23 protein-coding genes and 1 tRNA gene are annotated in these 25,473 nt (G+C 59.6%); 6 read left to right on the top strand and 18 right to left on the bottom strand.

Annotated elements, in window-relative coordinates; genetic code table 11:
• Window positions 1–60: 60 nt before the first annotated feature.
• From BK670_RS00145 to rluD, 4 genes are all read right to left on the bottom strand, one after another.
• Window positions 61–136 (bottom strand) — tRNA-Asn (locus BK670_RS00145).
• Between the two features lie 297 nt (window positions 137–433).
• Window positions 434–2,998 (bottom strand): ATP-dependent chaperone ClpB, encoded by a 2,565-nt coding sequence (clpB, locus tag BK670_RS00150; protein WP_123448160.1) that lies wholly within the window; start codon window positions 2,996–2,998, stop codon window positions 434–436.
• 130 nt (window positions 2,999–3,128) lie between these two features.
• Window positions 3,129–3,851, bottom strand: coding sequence for a peptidoglycan editing factor PgeF (gene pgeF / locus BK670_RS00155; RefSeq protein ID WP_123448161.1), 723 nt, complete (start codon window positions 3,849–3,851; stop codon window positions 3,129–3,131).
• A complete protein-coding gene (rluD, locus tag BK670_RS00160; RefSeq protein WP_123448162.1) occupies window positions 3,848–4,810 on the bottom strand; it encodes a 23S rRNA pseudouridine(1911/1915/1917) synthase RluD in 963 nt (320 codons plus the stop codon). The genes pgeF and rluD overlap by 4 nt, the downstream gene beginning before the upstream one ends.
• Before the next feature lie 151 nt (window positions 4,811–4,961).
• On the opposite strand from rluD, the gene BK670_RS00165 reads away from it, so the two are divergent.
• The 4 genes from BK670_RS00165 (at window position 4,962) to BK670_RS00180 (ending at window position 9,269) form a co-directional block, all read left to right on the top strand.
• The gene (locus tag BK670_RS00165; protein ID WP_007909854.1) at window positions 4,962–5,978 is read left to right on the top strand and encodes an outer membrane protein assembly factor BamD; all 1,017 of its coding nucleotides are present in this window, start codon (window positions 4,962–4,964) and stop codon (window positions 5,976–5,978) included.
• Window positions 5,979–6,104: 126 nt separating this feature from the next.
• Complete coding sequence (locus BK670_RS00170) at window positions 6,105–6,347, top strand: PP0621 family protein (protein ID WP_093434843.1); 243 nt, start codon at window positions 6,105–6,107, stop codon at window positions 6,345–6,347.
• Window positions 6,337–7,926: a sensor histidine kinase gene (locus BK670_RS00175; RefSeq protein WP_123448163.1), complete on the top strand. Its 1,590-nt coding sequence runs from the start codon at window positions 6,337–6,339 to the stop codon at window positions 7,924–7,926. The genes BK670_RS00170 and BK670_RS00175 overlap by 11 nt, the downstream gene beginning before the upstream one ends.
• A complete protein-coding gene (locus tag BK670_RS00180; protein WP_123448164.1) occupies window positions 7,923–9,269 on the top strand; it encodes a sigma-54-dependent transcriptional regulator in 1,347 nt (448 codons plus the stop codon). The genes BK670_RS00175 and BK670_RS00180 overlap by 4 nt, the downstream gene beginning before the upstream one ends.
• A gap of 115 nt (window positions 9,270–9,384) precedes the next feature.
• Here the strand turns inward: BK670_RS00180 and thiO are convergent, their stop codons facing one another.
• From thiO to BK670_RS00215, 7 genes are read right to left on the bottom strand one after another with little or no spacing between them, the layout of a single operon-like run.
• On the bottom strand, window positions 9,385–10,485 hold the full coding sequence (thiO, locus tag BK670_RS00185) for a glycine oxidase ThiO (protein WP_123448165.1): 1,101 nt from the start codon (window positions 10,483–10,485) through the stop codon (window positions 9,385–9,387).
• A 56-nt stretch (window positions 10,486–10,541) separates the two neighbouring features.
• Window positions 10,542–10,943 carry a type IV pilin protein gene (locus BK670_RS00190; RefSeq protein ID WP_123448166.1) on the bottom strand — a complete coding sequence of 134 codons (402 nt, stop codon included), beginning with the start codon at window positions 10,941–10,943 and terminating at the stop codon, window positions 10,542–10,544.
• Between the two features lie 15 nt (window positions 10,944–10,958).
• Window positions 10,959–14,048, bottom strand: a complete 3,090-nt coding sequence (locus tag BK670_RS00195; RefSeq protein WP_123448167.1) for a pilus assembly protein — start codon at window positions 14,046–14,048, stop codon at window positions 10,959–10,961.
• Window positions 14,035–14,514, bottom strand: a complete 480-nt coding sequence (locus BK670_RS00200; RefSeq protein ID WP_123448168.1) for a pilus assembly PilX family protein — start codon at window positions 14,512–14,514, stop codon at window positions 14,035–14,037. Before BK670_RS00200 ends, BK670_RS00195 begins: the two co-directional genes overlap by 14 nt.
• A 10-nt stretch (window positions 14,515–14,524) precedes the next feature.
• Window positions 14,525–15,238, bottom strand: coding sequence for a PilW family protein (locus BK670_RS00205; protein WP_123448169.1), 714 nt, complete (start codon window positions 15,236–15,238; stop codon window positions 14,525–14,527).
• A complete protein-coding gene (gene pilV, locus BK670_RS00210) occupies window positions 15,235–15,684 on the bottom strand; it encodes a type IV pilus modification protein PilV (protein WP_123448170.1) in 450 nt (149 codons plus the stop codon). Before pilV ends, BK670_RS00205 begins: the two co-directional genes overlap by 4 nt.
• Entirely contained in the window at window positions 15,681–16,154 is a 474-nt protein-coding gene (locus BK670_RS00215; RefSeq protein WP_123448171.1) for a GspH/FimT family pseudopilin, read from the bottom strand. Before BK670_RS00215 ends, pilV begins: the two co-directional genes overlap by 4 nt.
• A gap of 130 nt (window positions 16,155–16,284) precedes the next feature.
• Here BK670_RS00215 and BK670_RS00220 point away from each other — a divergent pair, with 130 nt between their 5' ends.
• Complete coding sequence (locus BK670_RS00220) at window positions 16,285–16,839, top strand: GspH/FimT family pseudopilin (protein WP_123448172.1); 555 nt, start codon at window positions 16,285–16,287, stop codon at window positions 16,837–16,839.
• On the opposite strand, the gene ispH is transcribed toward BK670_RS00220, so the two are convergent.
• The 6 genes from ispH to murJ form a co-directional block, all read right to left on the bottom strand.
• The gene (gene ispH / locus BK670_RS00225; protein WP_034153853.1) at window positions 16,811–17,755 is read right to left on the bottom strand and encodes a 4-hydroxy-3-methylbut-2-enyl diphosphate reductase; all 945 of its coding nucleotides are present in this window, start codon (window positions 17,753–17,755) and stop codon (window positions 16,811–16,813) included. The two genes, BK670_RS00220 and ispH, sit on opposite strands and share 29 nt — an antisense overlap.
• A gap of 135 nt (window positions 17,756–17,890) precedes the next feature.
• On the bottom strand, window positions 17,891–18,328 hold the full coding sequence (gene fkpB, locus BK670_RS00230) for an FKBP-type peptidyl-prolyl cis-trans isomerase (protein ID WP_174244532.1): 438 nt from the start codon (window positions 18,326–18,328) through the stop codon (window positions 17,891–17,893).
• A gap of 7 nt (window positions 18,329–18,335) precedes the next feature.
• The gene (gene lspA, locus BK670_RS00235) at window positions 18,336–18,848 is read right to left on the bottom strand and encodes a signal peptidase II (RefSeq protein ID WP_007909836.1); all 513 of its coding nucleotides are present in this window, start codon (window positions 18,846–18,848) and stop codon (window positions 18,336–18,338) included.
• A complete protein-coding gene (gene ileS / locus BK670_RS00240; protein WP_123448173.1) occupies window positions 18,841–21,672 on the bottom strand; it encodes an isoleucine--tRNA ligase in 2,832 nt (943 codons plus the stop codon). The genes lspA and ileS overlap by 8 nt, the downstream gene beginning before the upstream one ends.
• Before the next feature lie 13 nt (window positions 21,673–21,685).
• On the bottom strand, window positions 21,686–22,624 hold the full coding sequence (gene ribF, locus BK670_RS00245) for a bifunctional riboflavin kinase/FAD synthetase (RefSeq protein ID WP_185036710.1): 939 nt from the start codon (window positions 22,622–22,624) through the stop codon (window positions 21,686–21,688).
• Window positions 22,625–22,753: 129 nt separating this feature from the next.
• Window positions 22,754–24,292 carry a murein biosynthesis integral membrane protein MurJ gene (murJ, locus tag BK670_RS00250; RefSeq protein WP_123448175.1) on the bottom strand — a complete coding sequence of 513 codons (1,539 nt, stop codon included), beginning with the start codon at window positions 24,290–24,292 and terminating at the stop codon, window positions 22,754–22,756.
• 252 nt (window positions 24,293–24,544) lie between these two features.
• On the opposite strand from murJ, the gene rpsT reads away from it, so the two are divergent.
• Window positions 24,545–24,817 carry a 30S ribosomal protein S20 gene (gene rpsT / locus BK670_RS00260; protein WP_003228351.1) on the top strand — a complete coding sequence of 91 codons (273 nt, stop codon included), beginning with the start codon at window positions 24,545–24,547 and terminating at the stop codon, window positions 24,815–24,817.
• A gap of 180 nt (window positions 24,818–24,997) precedes the next feature.
• Here rpsT and BK670_RS00265 read toward each other — a convergent pair whose 3' ends face one another.
• Window positions 24,998–25,465: a CreA family protein gene (locus tag BK670_RS00265; RefSeq protein WP_007909822.1), complete on the bottom strand. Its 468-nt coding sequence runs from the start codon at window positions 25,463–25,465 to the stop codon at window positions 24,998–25,000.
• Window positions 25,466–25,473: the final 8 nt, after the last annotated feature.

The raw sequence follows: 25,473 nt of genomic DNA on the forward strand, positions 1-25,473 counted from the left end.
CTGACATCCTGCTCCCAAAGCAGGCGCGCTACCGGACTGCGCTATACCCCGGTTTGAAATTGGCTCCGTGACCAGGACTCGAACCTGGGACCCAATGATTAACAGTCATTTGCTCTACCGACTGAGCTATCACGGAACTACATATTTCAATTTACAACGGTGAAACTTACTGCATCTAGCCACTCGTTCGCATCGCTGCGTTCGTGTGTCTGAGGCGCGCTATTCTACAACCTAGAACACCTCTGTCAACCCCCTAAATTGCTTTCAAGTTAATGATTTGCAACTTATTTCAGTTTTCAACCCAGAGGATTGAAACGCTGCCGGTGACTGACTGCGGGGCGCACTTTACAAGCCTTTTCCTTTGAGTTCAACAGCCTAACGAAAAAAAAGGCCCCACAATGTGGGGCCCTCCTTTTTTCTTTGGCGCTTTGGCTCAGTTGAAAACGATTTCGTCGTTCTCGACCGCGCCGGTCGCCGTGTCGCCCGGCATGAAGTGACCCGAGAGGATCAACTGCGCCAGCGGGTTTTCGATCCAGCGCTGAATCGCTCGTTTCAAAGGACGTGCGCCATACACCGGGTCGTAGCCAACGGCGATCAGCTTGTCCATCGCCTCCGGACTCAGCTCCAGCCTCAGCTCGCGCTCGGCCAGACGGCTGCGCAGACGGCCCAACTGAATCTCGGTAATGCCCGCGATCTGATCCCGTGCCAGAGGCTCGAAGATCACCACTTCGTCGACCCGGTTGATGAACTCCGGACGGAAGTGCGACGTCAGCGCATCCATTACTGCAGCACGTTGCGCCTCACGATCACCGACCAGTTCCTGGATCTGCACCGAACCGAGGTTCGAGGTCATGACGATGACGGTATTGCGGAAGTCCACCGTACGGCCATGGCTGTCGGTCAGACGACCATCCTCAAGCACTTGCAGGAGGATGTTGAATACATCCGGGTGCGCCTTCTCGACCTCGTCCAGCAGGATCACCGAGTAAGGCTTGCGACGTACCGCCTCGGTCAGGTAACCGCCCTCTTCATAACCGACGTATCCCGGTGGTGCACCGATCAAGCGAGCCACGGAATGTTTCTCCATGAACTCGGACATGTCGATCCGCACCATCGCCTCTTCAGTATCAAAGAGGAATTCGGCCAGCGCCTTGCACAGCTCGGTTTTACCGACACCGGTCGGGCCGAGGAACATGAACGAGCCGCTCGGACGATTCGGGTCAGACAACCCGGCACGCGAACGGCGCACTGCGTTGGCGACGGCGACCACCGCTTCGTCCTGACCGATCACACGTTGGTGCAACAGGCTTTCCATCTTCATCAGCTTGTCGCGCTCGCCTTCGAGCATTTTCGACACAGGGATGCCGGTCCACTTCGACACGACTTCAGCGATTTCTTCTTCAGTCACCTTGCTGCGCAGCAACTGGTTCTCGCTCTTGCCGTGCTGATCGACCATTTGCAGACTGCGCTCCAGATCCGGGATCACCCCGTACTGCAACTCGGCCATGCGATTCAGGTCGCCTTTGCGGCGCGCCGCTTCCAGTTCCTGACGCGACTGCTCGATCTTCTGCTGAATCTGTGCAGAACCCTGTACCTCGGCTTTTTCCGAGTTCCAGATTTCCTCCAGATCCGAATACTCCCGCTCGTGACGCTCGATTTCTTCCTGGAGTTTTTCCAGGCGTTTCTTCGCCGCGTCGTCGCTTTCTTTCTTCAGCGCCTGGGATTCCACCTTCAACTGAATCAGGCGACGTTCCAGACGATCGAGCACTTCCGGCTTGGAATCGATTTCCATGCGGATACGGCTGGCGGCTTCGTCGATCAGGTCGATGGCCTTGTCCGGCAGCTGCCGATCGGTGATGTAGCGATGGCTGAGCTTGGCCGCGGCGATGATCGCGCCGTCGGTGATCGCCACTTTGTGGTGAACCTCATAACGCTCTTTGAGGCCACGCAGGATGGCGATGGTGTCTTCTTCGCTCGGCTCATCCACCAAGACTTTCTGGAAGCGTCGTTCGAGCGCCGCGTCCTTCTCTATATATTGGCGGTACTCGTTGAGCGTGGTCGCGCCAACGCAGTGCAACTCACCACGCGCCAACGCAGGCTTGAGCATGTTGCCGGCATCCATCGAGCCTTCGCCTTTACCGGCGCCGACCATGGTGTGCAGTTCGTCGATGAACAGAATGATCTGCCCTTCCTGCTTCGACAGCTCGTTGAGCAGCGACTTCAGGCGCTCTTCGAACTCACCGCGATACTTGGCACCGGCAATCAGCGCGCCCATGTCCAGCGAGAGCAGACGCTTGCCTTTGAGGCCATCCGGCACTTCGCCGTTGATGATGCGCTGGGCCAGACCTTCGGCAATCGCGGTTTTACCCACACCAGGCTCACCGATCAACACCGGGTTGTTCTTGGTGCGGCGTTGCAGAACCTGAATGGTGCGACGGATTTCGTCATCACGACCGATCACTGGATCGAGCTTGCCGTCTTCGGCGCGTTTGGTCAGGTCGACGGTGTACTTGTCCAACGCCTGACGCGACTCCTCGTGGTTGGCGTCGTTTACCGCTTCGCCACCGCGCAGATTGTTGATCGCGTTTTCCAGGGCTTTCTTGCTCACACCCTGGCCGAGCAGCAATTTGCCGAGCTTGCTGTTCTCGTCCATCGCCGCGAGCAGCACCAGTTCACTGGAAATGAACTGGTCGCCTTTCTGCTGGGCCAGACGGTCAGCTTGATTAAGCAGGCGCGCCAGATCCTGCGACATGTTGACGTCGCCGGTCGGGTTCTGGATTTTCGGCAATTGGTCGAGTTCTTTGGTCAGCTCTTTACGCAAGCTGTTGACGTCGAAGCCCACCTGCATCAGCAGAGGTTTGATCGAACCACCCTGCTGTTCAAGCATGGCTTGCATCAAGTGCGCCGGCTCAATCGCCGGATGATCGTGGCCAACCGCCAACGACTGGGCGTCGGACAAGGCCAACTGTAATTTGCTGGTTAAACGGTCTATACGCATGGGTCACCTTCCTTTTGAGCAGGCCGGACCTAAAAACCATCCTGAATAAAGAAACCTGCCAGATAGCACTGTAGATGCGGTCGATTCTGGGAGATTCAAGCGTCGGAGAGTTGATGTAAGTCAGACAAGTCTAGCGGGTGAGCCAAACGAGGGAGGCAAAGCGACCGGTGCGCGCCGCGCGGCGGTAAGAAAAGAAGCGCGGATCGGTCACGGTGCAGAAACCGCCGCCATAAACAGCGGTGACACCCCGTTCAGCCAGACGCAGGCGCGCCAGCAGATAGATGTCCGCCATGAACTTGCCAGCATTGTGGCTTGGCACGAAGGCTTTTGCCGCTTCCGGCAATTGCTTGATGAAGACCTCCCGCACTTCCGGGCCGACTTCAAAGGCTTGCGGGCCAATGGCCGGGCCCAGCCAGACCAGTACCTCGTCAGCCGGAACATCGAGGCTGTCGAGAGTAGCCTCAAGCACCCCCGCCGCCAGACCACGCCAACCGGCGTGAGCCGCAGCGACGCGAGTACCGGCACGATCACAGAACAATGCCGGCAGACAGTCCGCCGTCATCGCCGCGCAGGCAATAGCCGGCGTTGCCGTCCAGCTCGCATCTGCCGTCGCAACGATGCCCGGATCAGCTTGCGCCACGGCAATCCCGTGCACTTGCTGCAACCAGGCAGGCTGTATAGAGAAGTGCTCGGTCAGACGCCGACGATTCTCGGCAACGGCCTCAGGACGATCATCGACATGATCGCCCAGATTGAGACTGTCGAACGGCGCCTCGCTGACACCACCCTCGCGAGTGGTGACGCAGGCTTTGACGCTGGCCGGCGCAGGCCAGTCCGGCGTCAGCCAGTTCATCCGACGAAAGCCTCGCGATCCTGCTTGAGCAGGGTCAGCAGCCAGACGAAATCTTCCGGCAGCGGCGATTCCCAGCTCATCCGCTCACCGCTCGTCGGGTGATCCAGTTCCAGGAAGCGTGCATGCAGCGCCTGACGCGGGAAGTGCTTGAGGGATTCAACCATCGTCGGGTTAGCCGCTGGCGGAATGCGGAAACGACCGCCGTATGCCGGGTCGCCGACCAACGGAAAGTTGATATGCGCCATGTGCACACGGATCTGGTGCGTACGACCGGTTTCCAGTTTCACCCGTACATGGGTGTGGGAACGGAAGCGCTCCAGCACGCGGTAGTGGCTGACGGCAGGCTTGCCGCCTTCCATCACCGCCATGCGCTGGCGCTGTTGGCCGTGGCGACCGATCGGCGCGTTGATCTTGCCCCCGGCGGTGACCACACCGATCACGATGCACTCGTAGATGCGGCTGACGCTGCGGCTCTGCAATTGTGCAACCAGCTTGGTCTGCGCCTGAATGGTCTTGGCCACCACCATCAAACCGGTGGTGTCCTTGTCCAGACGATGCACGATACCGGCGCGCGGGACATTGATGATATCCGGCACATGGTGCAGCAAGGCGTTGAGCAGCGTGCCATCGGCGTGACCGGCAGCCGGGTGCACCACCAGGCCCGCAGGCTTGTTGATCACCAGGATGTCGTCGTCTTCATAGACGATGTCGAGCTCGATGTCCTGGGCGATCCACTCGCCCTGGGCTTCCTGCTCGGCAGTCAGCTCAAGGATGGCACCGCCGTGCACGATGTCGCGAGGGCGGATGACCGCCCCGTCCACAGTCAGGCGACCTTCTTTGATCCAGGCGGAAAGGCGCGAGCGTGAGTGCTCAGCGAAGAGTTGGGCGGCGACTTGATCGAGGCGTTGGCCGCCCAAATCGGACGGCACCTCTGCGCGAAGTTCAATTTTATCGGACATGCTCTGACTGGGCGTCGGCACAGCCTTTGGTTTCGGCTGCGCGCTTGTGGTTAAATACGGCGTCTTTTGCCCCGAGGCTTTTCAACGGGGCGCTCATCATAACAGGACGGCCCCGCCCAAGACAGCGGCCGTCATAGGGACGCAAGCCGCCATGCAAGTGAAACACCTGCTGCTGATCGCCATCCTCGCATTGACCGCTGCTTGCTCATCGAAGGAAGTCGTAGACGAAAACCTCAGCGAAGCCGAGCTGTATCAGCAGGCTCAGACTGACCTGGACAACAACAGCTACACCAGCGCCACAGCCAAGCTGAAGGCTCTGGAGTCGCGTTATCCGTTCGGTCGCTACGCCGATCAGGCACAGCTGGAGCTGATCTACGCCAACTATAAGAACGCCGAGCCGGAAGCTGCAAAGTCTGCCGCCGAGCGTTTCATTCGTTTGCATCCGCAGCACCCGAACGTGGATTACGCGTACTACCTGAAAGGTCTGACCTCGTTCGACCAGGACGTCGGCCTGCTGGCGCGCTTCCTGCCGCTGGACATGACCAAGCGTGACCCGGGCGCCGCGCGCGACTCGTACAACGAGTTCGCCCAGCTAACCAGCCGTTACCCGAACAGCCGCTACGCGCCGGACGCCAAGCAGCGCATGATCTACCTGCGCAACCTGCTGGCCGCCTACGAAATCCACGTGGCCGACTACTACCTGACCCGTCAGGCTTATGTAGCCGCTGCCAACCGTGGTCGCTATGTAGTGGAAAACTTCCAGGAAACCCCATCGGTCGGCGACGGCCTGGCGGTGATGACTGAAGCCTACCAGCGTCTGCACCTGGACGAACTGGCGGCGACCAGCCTGGAGACCCTGAAGCTCAACTACCCGAACCACCCGAGCCTGCAAGACGGCCAGTTCGTGCCACGGGTTGCTGAAGCCGACAACCGCTCGTTCCTGAGCAAGGCGACTTTGGGCCTGATCGAGTCGCGTCCACCGCTGCCGCCAGGAGAGACCCGCGCCAACCAGGACGTGCAGAAGCAGTTCCAGGACGCGAAAGACGCGATCCCGAACGAGCTCAAGCCTAAAGACGAAAACGGCGACGTGATCGAAGAGCCAGAACCTGAGTCGAGCAACACCGACCGTTCGTGGTTCAGCTACATGACCTTCGGCGTGTTCGACTGATCACTCCGGCGGTACAGAAAAGGGAGATCTGCGGATCTCCCTTTTTCATTTCTGCGCTTTAATCCGCTGTGCGCTCGTCAGGTCCTTGGCTAAACTGCCGGATCATCAGTCGAAAAGCCGCTCATCATGCTTCGTTTATTGTTCTGGATCGTCGTGATTTTCGCCGCGATATGGTTGTGGCGTAAATTCAAGGCGCCTGCCGCGTCCAATCAATCCAACCGTGCCCCTCGCGAACAGGACGCTCCACCGATGGTGCGCTGCGCCCATTGCGGCGTGCACCTGCCGCGCGATCGCGCGCTGAGCGTGCAACAACAGTGGTATTGCAGCCAGGCTCACCTTGAGCAAGGCCCGGGTACCCGTGATCGCTGAGGCCACCCACGCCGACAGCAAACAGGCGCAGCGCCTGCTGCGCCTTTATCATCTCTACCGCTTAAGTATCGGCATCACGCTGGTGCTGCTGATCTCCAGCAATATGGACAACCGCTTGCTGACGTCGGCCAACGACGAAATGCTGCGCGGCGGCAGCTGGCTGTACCTGATCCTCAATATTCTGTTGGTGGTGTTCCTGGAGAACACCCGACGGCCCGCGCAGCTGTTCAGTCTGGCCCTCGTCGATGTCCTGCTTTTATGCGGTTTGTTCTTTGCTGCGGGCGGCGTCGGCAGTGCACTGGGTAATTTGCTGATTGTCTCCGTGGCGATCAGCAACACCCTGCTACGGCGGCGCATCGGCCTGTTGATCGCGGCCATCGGTGCGCTGGGCATCGTCGGCTCGAGTTTCCTGCTCGGCTTCAACCAACCCCTGAGCGCCAATGAATACTTGCAGGCCGGCACCCTCGGTGCCCTGTGCTTTGCCGCGTCGTTGCTGGTGCAGGGGCTGATCCGCCGCCTCGAAGTCAGCGAAACCCTTGCAGAGCAACGCGCCAGCGAAGTGGTCAGCCTCGAAGCCCTCAACGCGTTGATCCTGCAACGCATGCGCACCGGCATTCTGGTGCTCGACGAGGCGCGTCGGGTGCAACTGGCCAATCACAGCGCGCAAACCCTGCTCGCGCAATCGCACCTTCAAGGGCATTTGATCGATGACTATTCCACGGCGCTGGTCGATCGCCTGCAACTGTGGCTGAACAACCCGACCTTGCGCCCGCAGAGCCTGAAAATCCCCGGCAATGGCCTGGAACTGCAGCCAAGCTTCATCGCCCTCGAACAAAGCCCGAACCAGCAAACCCTGGTGTTTCTCGAAGACCTCGCGCAAATCGCCCAGCAAGCTCAGCAGCTGAAACTTGCCGCGCTCGGGCGCCTGACCGCCGGCATCTCCCACGAGATCCGCAATCCGCTGGGGGCCATCAGTCATGCCGCACAGCTATTGGCGGAGTCCGAGGAACTCGACAGCGCGGATCGGCGTCTGACGCAGATTATTCAAGACCACTCCCAGCGCATGAACCGAGTCATCGAAAACGTCCTGCAACTGTCCCGCCGCCAGCAAAGCGCGCCGCAACGCCTGGATCTCAAGCCATGGCTGGAAAACTTCGTTGCCGAGAGCCGCGAACAGGCCAGCGAGCGCCAGCAGATTCACCTGCGGATCAATTCGGGAGATTTCACCACGCTGATGGACCCGAACCAGCTCACGCAAATTCTCGACAATCTGTTACGCAACGGCTGGCGCCACAGCGCCCTGTTGCATGATCAGGCCGAAGTCTGGCTGGCCCTTTTCAGCGATCCCGACAGCCAGTTGGCAGTCCTCGAAGTGCAGGACAACGGCCCCGGCGTGCCTGCCGATGAGCAGACACATCTGTTCGAACCTTTCTTCACCACCAGCAGCCAGGGCACCGGCCTTGGGCTTTATCTGTCCCGTGAGCTGTGCGAAAGCAACCAAGCGCGCCTAGACTTCCAGTCACGCCAAGGCGGCGGCTGCTTTCGCATCACCTTTGCTCACGGACGGAAACAAAGTTGAACACGAGCCCACGGCAAAAAATCCTCATCGTCGACGACGAACCGGATATCCGCGAACTCCTGGAAATCACCCTGGGACGGATGAAACTCGACACCTGCAGCGCGCGTAATCTGGCTGAAGCCCAAGCGCTGCTGAACCGCGAGAACTTCGACCTGTGCCTGACCGACATGCGCCTGCCCGACGGTACGGGGCTGGAGCTGGTGCAGCACATCCAGCAACGTTTCCCACAACTGCCGGTGGCGATGATCACCGCCTATGGCAGCCTGGAAACGGCCATCAACGCTTTGAAAGCAGGAGCTTTCGACTTCCTCACCAAACCGGTGGACCTTACCCGCTTGCGCGAACTGGTCGGCACCGCCCTGCGCATGCCGGCGGCAGGAGGCAGCTTTGCCTCCATCGATCGGCGCTTGCTCGGCGACTCGCCGCCGATGCGCATACTGCGCAAGCAAATCGACAAACTCGCTCGCAGTCAGGCGCCGGTGTACATCAGTGGCGAGTCCGGCAGCGGCAAGGAGTTGGTCGCGCGCCTGATCCATGAACAAGGGCCACGTACGGGCCAGCCGTTCGTGCCGGTGAACTGCGGGGCAATTCCCTCGGAGCTGATGGAAAGCGAGTTTTTCGGCCATCGCAAAGGCAGTTTCACCGGCGCGGTCGAGGACAAGCCGGGGCTGTTTCAGGCAGCTCATGGCGGCACGTTATTCCTCGATGAAGTGGCAGACTTGCCGCTGTCGATGCAGGTCAAACTGCTGCGGGCGATTCAGGAAAAAGCCGTGCGCAGTGTCGGTGGCCAGCAGGAAAGCGTGGTCGATGTACGGATTCTCTGCGCCACGCACAAGGATCTCGATGCAGAGGTCGCGGCCGAACGCTTCCGTCAGGATTTGTATTACCGCTTGAACGTGATCGAACTGCGCGTGCCACCCCTGCGTGAGCGGCGCGATGACATCGAAGTGCTGGCGGCCAATATGCTCACGCGCTTGGCCAAAGACACCGGCCAACCGGCAGCGCGTTTACATCCACAGGCTCTTGAGGCGCTGAAGAACTATCGGTTTCCGGGGAATGTGCGGGAGCTGGAGAACGTGCTCGAGCGGGCACACACCTTGTGTGAAAACCGTACGATCGAGGCTGAAGATTTGCGCTTGAGCGAGGGGAACTGCGCGGCAGATGGCGGGATTGCTGATCTGACGCAGATCGACAATCTTGAGGACTACTTGGAGAACGTCGAGCGGAAGCTGATTCTGCAAGCGCTGGAAGAAACGCGCTGGAATCGCACGGCGGCGGCGCAGCGGTTGAGTCTTTCGTTTCGGTCGATGCGTTATCGCCTGAAGAAATTGGGCCTGGATTGAGGGTCCCTTCGCGAGCAGGCTCGCTCCCACATTGGATTTTGTGACCGACAAAGATCAACTGTGGGAGCGAGCCTGCTCGCGAAAGCGATCTGCCAGGCTACAGAGAAATAGCAGACTAAATGCGGCCTTCCGGCGCATACGGCGCCGGATCAATAATCGGCGACCGCCCCAGCATCACATCGGCAAACAACTGACACGACGCCGGCGCCAGTACCAGCCCATTACGGTAATGCCCGCAGTTCAACCACAACCCGGTAAACCCCGGCACCCGGCCAATGTACGGAATCCCCTCCGGCGAACCCGGACGCAACCCCGCCCAGTGCCCGACCACTTCGGCCTGCGCCAGCGCCGGCAGCAACTCGATCGCTGAAGCCTTGAGACTTTCCAGCGCTACATCGGTCGGCGTCTTGTCGTAACCCTCGTGCTCCAGCGTGCTGCCGATCAGGATATGCCCGTCGCGACGTGGAATCGCATAACGGCCCTTGGCCAAGACCATACTTGGCAAAAAGTCCGCTGCGCACTTGTAGAGAATCATCTGGCCTTTGACCGGTTCGACCGGCAACGTCAGGTCCAGCGTCTTGAGCAGATCACCGCTCCACGCCCCCGCCGTCAGCACAACCTGATCGCCCTTGATCACACCCTTCGATGTCTCGACGCCAATTACCTGCTCACCCTCGCGGACAAAGGCGCTGACTTCGCACTGCTCGTGAATGGTCACGTTCGGCAATGCCTGCAGTGCCGCTTTCAATGATTTCACCAGGCGCGGATTACGCACGTTGGCGACATCAGCCATGTAGATCGCCCGGGAAAAACCGCCGCCAAGCACCGGCACCGCGTCATGCGCCGCCGAGATATCCACAGCCCGCAGCGGACGGTTTTCCCGCTCAGCCCAGGCCAGCGCTTCGGCTTCGTCGTCCAGATCCAGCCAGTACAGGCCCGTGGTGTGTACTTCCGGGTCCACGCCGGTATCGGCAAACAGTCGCGCGCCGAGCTGTGGATAAAAATCCTGCGACCAATGCGCCAGCGCGGTGACTGCCGGGCTATAGCGCCACGGATACAACGGCGAAACGATACCGCCGCCCGCCCAGGACGACTCCTGGCCGAGGTTCGAACGATCGAGCAGCACCACGCTGCGCACTTCGGAGGCGAGATTGTAGGCGGTCAGCAGGCCAATCACCCCGCCACCGACAATCACCACTTGCTGTTGCCTGGTCATGTTTGATCCAACCGTAAAAAGACAGTGGGCGCAAAAGGCACCCGAAAGAAAGCGCCTCAGCGGCCCCAGCAATCCTTGGTGGTCAGCCCGGTAGTCGCGTTGTTCATGCTTCTGACGCCGGTGTTGGTCAGGGTAAAGTCCCCGCACTTGTCGGTGGCCATGGCCGTGCCCGTTTTACGGGTGGCGGTCAGCAGGAAGGTCTGGTCAGCGATGGTCGGAGTGAGGGTGTAGAAATCAGTACCCGTGCTCAGACCAGTGATGCCGGTGTAGACATTGTTCTTGGTGTAGTAGCGCTCAAGAGTCTGCGCCTGCTCCGAAAGTAGCGAAACCACTTCGGCGCGGCGACCCTTTTTCACGTATTCGGTGAGGCTCGGATAGCCGATGGTGATGACGATCCCGATGATCGCAATCACGATCATGATTTCGATCAGGGTAAAACCACGGTTGGATCTGCGCATGCCTCAAACTCTCGCTTACTGTATTTGTCGCCACATGATACGACGGCTGCCGCCGCCGGATTTTTCCACCAGCGTGGTAATGCCACCGCTGGAGTCGTTCACAATCTTGCGCGTGGCGCCGTTGACGATCGCATTCAGGGTCGGAATGCCGCCGGTGAACACCACGCCACTGGAAATCGTATCGTTGCTGTCGACCACGCCATCGGCGTTGGTGTCGAGCACCGCGTAGTTGAGCATCTTACCGCTGAACGCATCGAGTTCGACCAGTTTACCGGTGCCGAAACTGGAACACGGGTCGGTGGTATCGACGCTGGCGGTGGTGAAGATGATCCGCCCGAGCACCAGACTGGCCTGATTGATCACTCGTTCGCCGGTCAGCGCGTTGTTATACACCAAGGGCAGGTACCAGCCCCTCTCTCCCGGATAGGTCGTGTCGTTCTGCGTCGTGGTCACGAACTGCCCGCTACTGCCGGAGAACACGCCCGTGATGGCCTGCGCCTGCAAACTGCTGACGGTGAGCTGCCCCGAGCCGCCATCGGCGTCCCAGACCGAATAGAACGCCTGCAAATCCTTGTTGGTCTTGTCGGCCGTTTCGTTGAACTTGCCGGTGCCGACGAAAATCTGTTTGCCACCAAGCGAGTTGTCCGCCAGCAGCGGTTGCGCGGTGATCGGCTGGGTGGCTCCGCCGGCTGTGGTGAACAGGGGCTTGCCGGAAAACGCTACACCCCAACTGTCCGTTGAGGTCGCACTCAAGTCGAACTTCCACAAGCGCCCTTTCAAGTCACCGCCATAAGCGGCCTGCACGACGTTCTGTGAGTTGACCTTGAGTTTCACGGAGGACAAACCATTGGTGGTTTCAGTGCTGTCGATGACGATTTTCTTGATCAGCGAACCGTCGCGCACGTCCAGAACATACAACGCCGCTACCCCGGAATTACTGCCGTAACCGTTGGCAATAAATGCAGCCCAGCGCCCATCGGCCAAGCGTGCCACTTCCGGACGAGCGTAGGCATAACCCAGGTCATTAAAAGCGTTGGCGGTGCTGGCGTTGGCCGGTGCGCTGACCTCCCACAACGCCCGCAACACGTTGCCCGCCGAAGCGTCAAACAGTTGCAGCGCATAAAAGGTCTTGCCACCAGCGCCGGTGCCGCCGATGGCCAGGGTTTTCCAGGCACTGTTGAGCTGCGCGTCGTACACACCGACCTGCCCGTCGACCAGAAACTTGTGGCTGACGCCGTTGATATAGGTCGGATCGGCAATCAACCGCAGGGACGGCAATACGCTGGAGGGCATGTAGGCGTAGCGTCGAGTGCCGTTGGCCGAGTTGATGACGTTGACGAAGCCATCGTTGGCGTTCACCACCAGACTGGCGTTCATGTTCGCCGCTTTGGTCGCCAGGTAAGCGGTGTAAGTGCTGTCTCCGGCAAGGTCGGACGCAGTCTTGTCCGAGGGTGAGGCCAGCACCAGCGGCGAGTTGATGATGTCGCCGAGCAGCACACTGCGCACTTTCAGCCCGGCCTTGTTGGTGCCTTTGCTCCACTCCACCAGATCGTTGCCGGTGATGCCGGTAGGCAAGCCTTGACTGAGGGTCGTCTGTTGCGCGGTGGCAAAGTTGCCGTAGGCGAGCGTCACTGCGGCGTTATTCGCGGTATTCCACGATTGGTAAGTCGGCGCAGTGGCCCCCGGCACGATGGTCGTGTCAGTGGTCCAGAGTGCCGCCGAGGTGTTTACCGCCCCGGCTGAGGTAAAGCCAAAGGGCTTGATCGTGCCGCGCCAATCCTTGGGATCGTAACTGGTCTGAAAATAACTGGTGCCGCTGGCCAGAGTGGTGCCACTGGTCACGCCGCTACCACCCGAACCCGCCTTGGAAGTGATGTCACTCAACGCCGACGACAAGGCCGCATTGAGCCCGGTGCTGTCGGTTGCCTGGTAGTACTTGCCCTGCCCATAAGCGGCGGCATCGGAGAGCATGTCGTTGTCGGCGGTGAACCCCACCGTGTAGGTGTTCATGTTCTGCTTGGGAAAGTCCACCGCATTCCAGCTCTTGCCTGCGGCGTCGGTACCGGTCGAACGCATGTCGATATCGAAGGCGAACTTGGCGATGTCATCCAGATACAGCGTATCCCCTTCACCATCGCCATTGAGGTTGTTGCCGTCATTGTTGACGCCGTCCCAGTTCGGCAAGCGACTGCCGCTCAACGGGTCGTTGGTTGGAAAGGTTCGATCGAAGGTCGGTAAGCCGTCGGTAATGACCACGCCGTAGTTTTTCTGACAGCGATACTGAATCGGGCTGGCATAGGTCGCGGGCGTGCTGTTGTAGTAAGGCGCCATACCGCGCATGTAGCGGGTGATCTCGTAATAGGTTTCGGCCAACGGCGTGTTGGCCACTGCGCTCAGGCCGTTGATCGAGGAGATCAGCGCGTTATAGTTGGCGTCGGCCTGGGCTTGAGTCACGCTACCGGACACCGGCGACAGATCGCTGATCGTACGGGCGATGAAACCGCCATTGCCGGAGTTGGTGCTGGTGGCAGGGTTGAATGTCGACAGGCCGATACGCAACGTGCGGTTGCTGCTGACCAAGGCCGTAGAGACGTTGCGCGCGACGTTGATGCGGTAGTCGTTGGGAATCGCCCCGGTGGTGAAGTCGCGGGTGCCGTTGCTGGTGGCCAGGCCGACGATATAGGAAATGTAATCGGCGGAATAACGGGTGTTCTCATTGCCTACGGGGTCGGGGAGCTTCAGGCATAACGGCGCCACGCTATTGTTGTAGAAAGCATAGGCGCCCCCCGAGCACCCGGAGTTCGGCAGGCTCGATAGAAACACCGTGTCGCCGGTGATCTGCGGGGCATTGAGCGCAGAGCACAATCCCAGGAAGGCATTGCACTGCCGGGCGGGTGTACGGTTGACGTTCGGATCAAATCCGGCGGCGTAAATGATGCTGTTCATGCTCCCCGAATCATCGATCAGCAGCATCACATTCGGTGGCACCGCGGCGGCGCTCAATAGCGGTGAATCAGAGGGCGTGAATGCATAGACAGGCGTCGCCAGATAGAAGCTCAGCAGCATGCCGAACAGCAGCGATACGCAGCGTTCAGTACTTCGCATACACACTCTCCACCACACTGCGCGAACTGCCGGCAATGCCGACAGCGGTGACGCGATACAGCGTTGCCGAGGTGTTGCTCGGCACATTGACGGCGGTCAGCGTCGTGCCGATGTTCTGCACGCCATAGAAACCATTGCCGGCGGCAATCCAGGTCACGCCGGAGGTCGAGTTGAACCCCGCCGCGCTGACTACCGATGACTCCGCCGGCGGCGCGCATTGGCTGGTGCCGCTGCACCCGGCGAGTGAATAACTGTCCAGTTGCACCGCGCTTTCGCCGACACGCAAAGCCGCCTCGGCAGTCTGGAACGACTGATTGCGCAGGCTCACACTGCCGGCCATTTTTTCCTGCAGGTTGGCGCTCTGCATTGACGACAATCCGATCAAGGTCAGCAACAACAGGAACACCAGACTGACCAGCAGCACCATGCCGCGCTGCGCCTGACGGGTGTGGAGGGAGATCCTCATCGCTGCCCCCTCACTGCAAGCGGTTGCGCAAAGCGGCAACCACATTGAAGGTTTGATTGGCGACCCGATTGCTCGGGTCAGCAAGGGTCAGGCTCAGGCGCACACTGCGGATGCGCGCCGGGTCGCTGGGGTTGGCGCTATACGTCGAGGCCGCCACATCCGTCGCGGAACTGGCCAGACCGAAGGTGACGTTGAACGCACTGACATTGTTCACCAGCACCTGCTGGGTCGGCGTACCGCTGCCGGTGCCCATGAGAATCTGATTGTTGCTGAAGCTGTAGATCAGACGCCGGATAGGGAACGCGATTTGCCCGCTCGCCGGGGATCGCAGGCCGGTATAGGCCGTTGCGCTGTTACGACAATCGGTGAGTACCGTCCAGGTTGGTGTGCCCCCGCCGCCGCCGATATCGGCGGTGACCAGCGTCAGTTTCAGGTTGGCATTATCCCAACTGATCGGCATGACCTGCGCAGCGTTGAAGTCGCCAGCGGAGCTCGAATCGAGGATAGTGCCGAGACAGCCGAACATCCCGACCATACGGATTTCCTGAATCATTTTGCTCAACACAAAACGCGCGTCTTCCTGCATTGCGGCAGCGCTGTTCTGGCTGACATAGGTATTCTTCGCCGCAATGAAAATCTGCACCACGCCCAACACCACGATGAGCCCCAATGCCAAGGCGATGAGCATTTCGATAAGGCCGAAACCCCGCTGATGGCGCCTCATGGCGTGGCTACCGGATCGACTGCAGCGCGACTGCTCAGGACAAAACTGCGTTGAGCGCTGGCGGTGTTGGCCGCCCGCGCATCGCTCCAGTTGATTGTGATGGTGTAAACGCGCTGATTGAGGGTGATGCTGCCGGTCGCCGTCGGGCCGCCGAAATTGATGATATTGGTGGAGAAGTCGTACAGGTCCTGATCGCGGGCAACGCTCAGGTTGCCTGAGGTCGGAGGCGTGACGGTATAGTCGGCGCCGGAGTTGGCGCGGATGCGGTCCATCATGTCGTAGGCAATGAAACTCGCCTGGCTGGTCATCCGTGAGCTATCGGTGTATTTCAGCGCATTCAGTTGCACTGCCGCCGCGCCCAGCAACCCGACCGTCAGAATCAGCAACGCGACCAGCACTTCAATCAGCGTCATGCCCTGCTGTGCATTTTTGCTCCCTGCCCTCATCCGCAACTTCCACCCAATTGAATTCGTCCGTTCAAACACACGTTCAGCGTCCTGCTTTGCGTGCCCAACGTGTAACTGATGGCCACCGCCGTCGACGGTGCCGCCAGACCGCCGAGGTTGTTGAAATCCAGTGCGGTCACTCCTGAGGTTAGCGTCAGAGTTGCGCCGCTGCTCATCGCGGGAACAACCCGCAACACATTGGCCGAAGTGCCAGTACTGTCGTAGACCGACAACTCACCGGTCCAGACGCTGCCACCGGCGGTCGGGCGCAGACGCAGGGTAGTGCCACGGTCGATGGCTTCGAGTCTGGCGAAGTTGATCGCCCGTTGCAGATCGCCCATCTCGGTATCGGCCTTGCTGCCCTGCACCGAGCGGGTGAATGCCGGCACCGCCAGAGTGATCAGGATCACGAAGATCGCGACCGCGACCAACAACTCGATCAGCGTGAAACCTTTTGTACGAAGATCCATCGATGCCCTCCGTTGCCGTCGGCTATACCTGCTTCTACACGCTAGAACATTCAACCGGCCCGCGTCGGTTGATTTGCCCTGCCCGGCGCACGGAGCGCGCCGCTCATCACACTCCATGGAGGGAGTTTTCATGTCGCAACAGGGTTTCAGCCTGATCGAACTGCTTATGGGACTGGCGATTGGCGCAATTGTTCTGCTGCTGGTCAGTCCGGCGTTTGCCGCGCTCACCGAGTCGAACCATCGCCATCAGGCTGCGCAATCGCTGCTCGACGGTATTCGCAATGCTCGAACGTTAGCGATCACGCACAATCAAAGCGTGGTCATTCATGGCATCGACGGCGACTGGAGCCGGGGCTGGCGAATCATTCTGGATATCAGCGGCAAAGGGCCGGAGGACAGCAGCAATCCACTGCTGGTCGAACGCGCGAGCGATCAGCGAATTCCGATTGCCGGTAACTGGTGGGTGAGTCGTTATATAAGATTTGGCAGCCTGGGTAAGCCGCTGATGCCCGGGCGGATGTTTCAGGCAGGGAAACTACATATCTGCTCGGTAAACGAGCCGGTCAGCCAGCTCCAGGTGGTACTGGCGGCGACCGGTCGCGTGCGCCTGGCCAGCGAAAAAACTGAGCAGGCGCTGTGTCAAAAGAACAAACGTGTCAGATCGAACGCACGCGCAGCTCTTTAGGCATCGAGAACGTGATGTTCTCTTCGCGACCGGCAAGTTCGTCGGCGCCGGTTGCGCCCCAGGCCTGCAATTGCTGAATCACGCCGCGCACCAGCACTTCCGGCGCGGAGGCACCGGCGGTGATGCCGATACGTTCAACGCCATCGAACCAGCTCTTTTGCAGGTCCTCGGCACCGTCGATCAGGTAGGCCGGCGTGGCCATGCGCTCGGCGAGCTCGCGCAGACGATTGGAGTTGGAGCTGTTCGGGCTGCCGACTACCAGCACGACGTCACACTCGTCAGCCAATTGCTTGACCGCATCCTGGCGGTTTTGCGTGGCGTAGCAGATGTCGTCCTTGCGCGGCCCGCCAATGGCCGGGAAGCGCGTGCGCAGCGCATCAATGACGCGACTGGTGTCGTCCATCGACAGCGTGGTCTGGGTCACGAAAGCCAGTTTTTCCGGGTTATGCACCTGCAACTCGGCGACGTCTTTCTCGTCTTCGACGAGGTAAATCGCGCCGCCATTGCTGCCATCGTACTGGCCCATGGTGCCTTCGACTTCCGGATGACCGGCGTGGCCGATCAGGATGCATTCACGGCCATCGCGGCTGTATTTCGCCACTTCGATGTGCACCTTGGTCACCAGCGGGCAGGTGGCGTCGAACACTTTCAGGCCACGGCCAGCGGCCTCAGTACGGACGGCCTGGGATACGCCGTGAGCACTGAAGATCACGATGACGTCATCCGGCACCTGATCCAGCTCCTCGACGAAGATCGCCCCGCGGCTGCGCAGGTCTTCAACGACGAACTTGTTGTGCACCACTTCATGACGCACGTAGATCGGCGGCCCGAAGACTTCCAGGGCGCGGTTGACGATTTCGATCGCCCGGTCCACGCCGGCGCAGAAGCCACGGGGGTTGGCGAGTTTGATTTGCATGCTGTGCCTCGTGTCTTGCGCGCGAAAACAATGAAAAACCACTGTAGGAGTGAGCCTGCTCGCGATAGCGGAGTGTCAGTCAACATAAATGCTGAATGTCATGCACTCATCGCGAGCAGGCTCGCTCCCACATTTTTACAGCGCTTTGACGGAGATGATTTCCACGTCAAAGGTCAACGTCTTGCCCGATAGCGGGTGGTTGAAGTCGATGGTCACTTGCGTGTCGTCGAATTCTTTCACCACACCCGGCAGCTCAGTATTGGCCGCATCGTTGAAGATCACCAGCAAACCCGGCGACAACTCCATGTCGACGAACTGCGAACGCGGGATGATCTGTACGTTCTGCGGGTTCGGCTGGCCGAAAGCGTTTTCCGGCTCGACGGTCAGCGTACGCTTGTCACCGGCCTTGAAGCCAAACAGCGCTGCTTCGAAACCCGGCAGCAGGTTGCCGTCGCCGACCTTGAAGGTCGCCGGGGCTTTGTCAAACGTACTGTCGACGGTGTCGCCGTTCTCCAGGCGCAATGCAAAGTGCAAAGTGACTTCCGTGTTCTGGCCGATGCGTTGCTCAGCCAATACCTGTTCAGTCATGAACGGCTTCTCCGGTTTTTTTACTTTTGAACATATCCAGTGCCAGCATCACCGCGCCAACGGTGATAGCGCTGTCGGCGAAGTTGAACGCCGGGAAGTACCAGCGGTTCTGCCAGTGCACCAGAATGAAATCGATCACATGGCCCAGGGCAATGCGGTCATACAGATTGCCCAGTGCACCGCCCAGCACCAGCGCCAAAGCGACAGCCAACCAGGTTTCATTGCGGCCCAGGCGCTTGAGCCAGACCACCAGCACCGCACTGACCACTATCGCGATCAGGGCGAACAGCCAGCGCTGCCAGCCGGAGCTGTCAGCGAGGAAGCTGAACGCAGCGCCGGTGTTGTAGGCCAGGGTCCAGCTGAAGTAATCGGGAATGATCACGATCTGCTGGAACATTTCGAGCTTGCCTTCGAAGTAAAACTTGCTGGCCTGGTCGATGACCAGAACCAGCAAACTCAACCAGAGCCAGCTCAACCGTCCAAAACGGCCAACGGCGTTAGGCATAGTGACGAACCTCACCCGCGCCGCTGATGTTGTCGACGCAACGACCGCAGATTTCCGGATGTTCCGGGTTCACGCCGACGTCTTCACGGCAGTGCCAGCAACGGGCGCACTTCGGGAAGGCCGATTTGACGATTTTCAGCTTCAGGCCGCTGACTTCGGTGACGACCGCGTCTGCCGGTGCTTGAACGAAAGGTGCCACGCTGGCGGTCGAAGTGATCAGGACAAAACGCAGTTCGTTGCTCAGCTTGGCCAGGTCGGCGCTCAGCGCGTCTTCGGCGTACAGCGTCACTTCGGCTTGCAGGTTGCCACCGACGGCTTTGGCCGCGCGCTGGATTTCCATTTCTTTGTTGACCGCTACCTTGACCGCCATTACGCGCTCCCAGTAGTCGCGGCCCAGTTCAACGTCGGCCGGCAGTTCGGTCAGACCTTCGTACCAGGTGTTGAGCATCACCGATTCGTTACGCTCGCCCGGCAGGTATTCCCACAGCTCATCGGCAGTGAAGGCGAGGATCGGCGCGATCCAGCGCACCAACGCTTCGGAGATGTGAAACAACGCGGTTTGCGCCGAACGGCGGGCCTTGCTGTTGGCGCCAGTGGTGTACTGACGGTCCTTGATGATGTCGAGGTAGAAACCACCCAGCTCCTGCACGCAGAAGTTGTGGATCTTCGAGTAGACGTTCCAGAAACGGTATTCGCCGTAGTGCTCTTGCAGCTCGCGTTGCAGCAGCAAGGTGCGGTCGACCGCCCAACGATCCAGCGCGAGCATTTCTTCGGCCGGCAGGATGTCGGTGGCCGGGTTGAAACCGGTCAGGTTCGAGAGCAGGAAACGTGCGGTGTTACGAATGCGACGATAGGCGTCCGCACTGCGCTGCAGGATCTGGTCGGAAACCGCCATCTCACCGGAGTAGTCGGTCGAAGCCACCCACAGACGCATGATGTCGGCGCCCAGGGTGTCGTTGACTTTCTGCGGCGCGATCACGTTACCCAGCGATTTGGACATCTTGCGACCGGCTTCGTCGACGGTAAAACCGTGGGTCAGCAGTTCGCGGTACGGCGCGTGGTTGTCGATGGCGCAACCGGTCAGCAGCGACGAGTGGAACCAGCCACGGTGCTGGTCGGAACCTTCCAGGTACAGATCGGCACGCGGGCCGCTCTCGTGACCCATCGGGTGCGAACCGCGCAGGACGTGCCAGTGCGTGGTGCCCGAATCGAACCAGACGTCGAGGGTGTCGCTGATCTTGTCGTACAGCGGCGCTTCGTCGCCGAGCAGTTCGGCGGCGTCCATCTTGAACCAGGCTTCAATGCCTTCGACTTCAACGCGCTTGGCGACTTCTTCCATCAGCTCGACGGTGCGTGGGTGCAGCTCGCCGCTTTCCTTGTTGAGGAAGAACGGGATCGGCACGCCCCAGTTGCGCTGACGGGAGATGCACCAGTCCGGACGGTTGGCAATCATCGAGTGCAGCCGCGCCTGGCCCCAGGCCGGCACGAACTTGGTGTCTTCGATGGCTTTGAGCGAGCGCACACGCAGGGTGTCGCCGCTGGTTGGCTCTTTGTCCATGCCGATGAACCACTGCGCGGTGGCGCGGTAGATCAGCGGAGTCTTGTGACGCCAGCAGTGCATGTAGCTGTGTTCGATGACGGTGGTGTGCATCAGCGCACCGACTTCGGTCAGCTTGTCGACGATCGCCGGATTGGCCTTCCAGATGAACTGGCCGCCGAAGAATTCCAGCGACGGCACGTACACGCCGTTGCTCTGTACCGGGTTAAGAATGTCATCGTTGACCATGCCGTATTTCTTGCAGGTCACGAAGTCGTCCACGCCATAGGCCGGAGCGGAGTGAACCACGCCAGTGCCAGCGCCCAGTTCGACGTAGTCGGCCAGGTACACTGGCGACAGACGGTCGTAGAACGGGTGACGGAAGTTGATCAGTTCCAGTTGTTTACCGGTGGTGGTCGCGATGACCGAGCCTTCAACGCCATAGCGCGCCAGGCAGGCTTCGACCAGTTCTTCAGCCAGCACCAGCAGCTTGTCGCCGATGTCGACCAGGGCGTAGTTGAATTCCGGGTGAACGTTCAGCGCCTGGTTGGCCGGGATGGTCCACGGGGTGGTGGTCCAGATCACGATCGACGCCGGCTTGCTCAACGACGGCAGGCCAAACGCGGCAGCCAGTTGGGCTTCGTCAGCGATCGGGAAAGCCACGTCGATGGTCGAAGACTTCTTGTTCTCGTACTCGACTTCCGCTTCAGCCAGGGCCGAACCGCAATCGAAGCACCAGTTCACCGGCTTGAGGCCCTTGAACACGAAACCGCCCTTGACGATTTCGGCGAGGGCGCGGATTTCACCGGCCTCGTTCTTGAAATCCATAGTCTTGTACGGGTTGGCGAAGTCGCCCAGCACGCCGAGACGGATGAACTCGGACTTCTGCCCTTCGATCTGCTCGGTGGCGTAGGCACGGCACAGCTCGCGGGTCTTGTCCGCGCCCAGATTTTTGCCGTGGGTCACTTCAACCTTGTGCTCGATCGGCAGGCCGTGGCAGTCCCAACCCGGAACGTACGGCGCGTCGAAACCCGACAGGGTTTTCGAGCGGATGATCATGTCCTTGAGAATCTTGTTCAGTGCGTGACCGATGTGGATCGTGCCGTTGGCATACGGAGGGCCGTCATGCAGAACGAACTTCGGACGATCCTTGCCAATCTCGCGCAACTTTCCGTACAGGCCAATACTGTCCCAGCGCTGCAGGATCTGCGGTTCGCGCTGTGGCAGGCCGGCCTTCATTGGGAAGGCGGTGTCCGGAAGGTTTAGCGTGGCTTTATAGTCGGTCATTTAAGGCTCTTCATTAGCGATGGGCGCTAGGTGCGGCTAGTGCACGGGCGGTGGCGACATCCGCATTGATCGCCGTTTTCAATGCCTCCAGGGAGGCGAAGCGCTGCTCTTCACGCAGCTTTTGGTGGAAAACCACCGTCAAACGCCGGTCATACAGATCGCCGGCAAAATCTAGAAGATGGACTTCAAGGTGGGCCTTGCCATCACCTTGTACCGTGGGCCGCACGCCGATATTGGCGACACCGGGCCAGGTCTTGCAGTCGATATCGACATCCACCAGGTACACCCCGGTGAACGGCACGCGACGACGCTTGAGTTGAATGTTGGCAGTGGGCGTACCCAGTTGCCGGGCCAGTTTCTGGCCATGCAGCACGCGACCGGCAATGCGGTACGGGCGACCGAGCAAACGTTCGGCCAGAGCAAAATCGGCGGCGGCCAACGCGTTGCGCACTTGCGTGCTGCTGACGCGAATGCCGTCCAGCTCGACGGTCTGCGCCGCTTCGACGGTAAAACCGTGAACCTGCCCGGCTTGCAGCAAGAAATCGAAATCGCCGAGACGGTCGCAACCGAAGCGGAAATCGTCACCGACTTCCAGATGCTGCACACCGAGGCCATCGACGAGGATGGTGTCGACGAACTCACTGGCGCTGAGTTTGCTCAGACGCTGGTTGAAGGCCAGGCACAACACCCGGTCAACGCCTTCGGCGGCCAGCAGTTGCAGCTTGTCGCGCAACCGGGCCAGACGTGCCGGCGCGGTCTCGGGGGCAAAGAATTCCCGTGGCTGCGGTTCGAAAATCACCACGCAGCTGGGTACGCCCAACTCGAGCGCACGCTCACGCAGTCGGGCCAGGATAGCCTGGTGACCACGGTGAACACCGTCAAAGTTGCCAATAGTGGCGACGCAGCCCCGATGCTGGGGGCGCAAGTTGTGGAGGCCTCGAACCAGCTGCATAACGCGCTTCTTGCTCATAAAGTGGTCGATTATAACCACACCCGACGGTCGACGACAGGCAACACCGTAACGCAAAGTGAACGAGCCGACAAAACTGCCGACCCGCGCCTGTTTGTAAAGGGTAAAACCTTAGCTCAAGGCCTTGCGATTGAAGTCGCGCAAACGGAAACCGAGCAGCAGCAACATACCGAAATAGGCGACCACGCCCGCCGCGACCAATGCGCCCAGACGCAGGAAGCGCTCAAGCATATGCCCTTGATCCCATGGCGGCATGAAATGCATGCCAAGCAGCAGAACTGCCGACATCACCGCCACCGCAACCACCAGTTTGAAGCCGAACTTGGCCCAGCCCGGTTGCGGCTGATACATCTGCTGTTTGCGCAGTTGATAGAACAACAGCGCGGCGTTCAGGCAGGCACCCGCGCTGATCGCCAAGGCCAGCCCCGCGTGGGCCAACGGGCCAATCAGCACCAGGTTGAACAACTGAGTGACCACCAGGGTGAAGATTGCGATTTTTACCGGGGTACGAATGTTCTGTTGCGCGTAGAAGCCCGGCGCCAACACTTTGATCACGATAATGCCGAGCAGACCGACAGAATAGGCAATCAGTGCGCGCTGGGTCATTTCGGCGTCGAAGCCACTGAATTGACCGTACTGGAACAACGAAACGGTCAGCGGTTCGGCGAGAATCCCCAGTGCCAGCGCACACGGCAGCACCAGCACGAAGCACAGGCGCAGGCCCCAATCGAGAATTCGCGAATATTCGTGGCGATCCTTGCTCGCGTAAGTTTTCGCCAGCGTCGGCAGCAGGATTGTGCCCAGCGCCACACCCAGTACGCCGGATGGCAGCTCCATCAGGCGATCGGCGTAATACATCCACGACACCGAACCCGCGACCAGAAACGAGGCGAAGATGGTGTTGATGATCAGCGAGATCTGGCTGACCGAGACACCGAGAATCGCCGGCAGCATCTGTTTCATTACGCGCCAGACGCCGGTGTCGCGCAGATTCAAGCGCGGCAGCACCAGCATGCCGATTTTCTTCAGGTGCGGCAGTTGATAGAGCAACTGCGCCAGACCACCGACCAAGACCGCCCAGCCCAGCGCCATCACCGGTGGATCGAAGTACGGCGTGAGGAACAGCGAAAACACAATCATGCTGACGTTGAGCAACGTCGGCACAAAGGCCGGCACCGAGAAACGGTTCCAGGTATTGAGGATCGCCCCGGCCAGCGATGACAGGGAGATCAGCAATATATAAGGGAAGGTCACCCGCAACAGATCAGAAGTGAGCTGGAATTTTTCCGGTGTATCGGTAAAGCCCGGAGCCGTGGCCCAGATTACCCAGGGCGCAGCGATCATGCCCAGCGCCGTCACTACCGCCAATACCAGCGTCAGCAGGCCTGAAACATAAGCAATGAAGGTACGGGTCGCCTCTTCGCCCTGCTGGCTTTTGTATTCAGCGAGAATCGGCACGAAGGCCTGAGAGAACGCACCCTCGGCGAAGATACGCCGCAGCAGATTGGGCAGTTTGAAGGCAATAAAGAAGGCATCCGTCGCCATCCCGGCGCCGAATGTACGGGCAATCAGCGTGTCACGAACAAAGCCCAGAATCCGGGAAAGCATCGTGATAGAGCTGACGGCGGCCAACGATTTGAGCAGATTCATTGAGGGAATTTGTGCCTGTCGATAAACAGCAGGCGAACAAAGCGCCTACTTGTGCGATACTCCGCGCCGCAGCAGCACAGAGCCAAAGCTCGCGAGTTTACAGGTCAAGCGCCGGAAATAAATATCCCGCCTCTTTATACCTACCACTTAGCGGAACGTTTCAAGTGCCCTTGACAAGACTTCAACTCATCGGCATGATTCGCGGCCTATTTTGTTTGCTATTTCCTAAAAAGTCTTTCGAGGAGCTCGACGGTGGCCAACTCACCTTCCGCCAAAAAACGTGCAAAACAGGCTGAGAAGCGTCGCAGCCACAACGCCAGCCTGCGTTCCATGGTTCGCACCTACATCAAGAATGTAGTTAAAGCCATCGACGCAAAAGACGCTGAAAAAGCTCAAGCTGCATACGTTCTGGCTGTGCCAGTTATCGACCGTATGGCCGATAAAGGCATCATCCACAAGAACAAGGCTGCTCGCCATAAGAGCCGTCTGAATGGCCACGTCAAAGCGCTGAAAGAAGCCGCTTAATCGACGTAGTCATTAAAAAACCGACCTTAGGGTCGGTTTTTTATTGCCTGCGATTTAGCAATCCAGCGCAAAAAATGTAGGAGTGAGCCTGCTCGCGATGGCGGAGTGTCAGTCGGTGCATATATTGACTGACACTCCGCCATCGCGAGCAGGCTCACCCCTACAGTTGGTTTTGCGGTGTTATTGCTGGACCGGGACCCACGGCAGGATAGGAATCGCGGTCACGGCATTCTGCGGACTGCCTTCGATCAAGCGATCGCTGTAAACCAGATACACCAGCGTATTGCGCTTCTTGTCGAGGAAACGCACCACCTGCATGGTTTTGAATACCAGCGAAGTGCGCTCCTTGAACACCTCATCGCCGTCCTTCAGATCACCCTTGAACTTGATCGGGCCGACCTGACGACAAGCGATCGACGCTTCTGCGCGATCTTCAGCCAGACCCAGACCACCCTTCACGCCGCCCGTCTTGGCGCGCGACAGGTAGCAGGTCACCCCCTCAACTTTCGGATCATCGAAAGCCTCGACCACAATGCGGTCGTTCGGGCCGACAAACTTGAACACCGTCGACACCTGACCGATTTCCTCGGCCGAGGCCAGCAATGGCATCGCCATCAGCAAGCCCAACAATCCTTTCGCTAAACGCATCGAATTTT

Origin of the sequence: Pseudomonas fluorescens (assembly GCF_003732425.1) — a bacterium.
Taxonomy (GTDB): Bacteria; Pseudomonadota; Gammaproteobacteria; order Pseudomonadales; family Pseudomonadaceae; genus Aquipseudomonas; species Aquipseudomonas fluorescens_BE.